1 protein-coding gene is annotated in these 534 nt (G+C 67.8%); it reads left to right on the top strand.

What is annotated here, in order from left to right; genetic code table 11:
* Positions 1-20: 20 nt before the first annotated feature.
* A partial coding sequence (locus BKD30_RS15010) for an integrase catalytic domain-containing protein (protein ID WP_235861736.1) occupies positions 21-534 on the top strand: 514 nt, incomplete at its 3' end.

The raw sequence follows: 534 nt of genomic DNA, 5'->3' as shown, positions 1-534 counted from the left end.
CGATCGCGGAGCTGGAGGCGATGAGCGCGGCCACGATCGACCGGTACCTGGCGCCGGCACGCCGGTCGATGCAGCTGCGCGGCATCTCGACCACGAAGCCCTCTCCGTTGCTGCGCAACTCGATCGGGCTGAGCAAGGTCGGCGACGAGCCCGCGACGTTGCCGGGGGTGGTCGAGGCGGACACCGTCGCGCACTGCGGGCCGACGTTCCAGGGCGAGTTCGCGCGGACGCTGACGATGACGGACCTGGTCACCGGCTGGACCGAGAACGCGTCGATCCGCAACAACGCAGCCAAGTGGATCGTGCAGGCCGTCGCCGATCTGCAGGGCATGTTCCCGTTCCCGCTGCGCGTGTTCGACTCCGACAACGGCTCCGAGTTCATCAACCATGACGTCGCCGACTGGCTCCAGGAGCGCGACATCGCGCAGACCCGGTCGCGGCCGTACAAGAAGAACGACCAGGCCAACGTCGAGTCGAAGAACAACCACGTCGTCCGCAAGCACGCGTTCCACTGGCGCTACGACACGGCCGAGG

The organism is Tersicoccus phoenicis (genome assembly GCF_001968835.1).
Classification (GTDB): domain Bacteria; phylum Actinomycetota; class Actinomycetes; order Actinomycetales; family Micrococcaceae; genus Tersicoccus; species Tersicoccus phoenicis.
The sequence above is the reverse complement of the archived record's forward strand: the minus strand, read 5'-3'. Positions and strand labels throughout refer to the sequence as shown.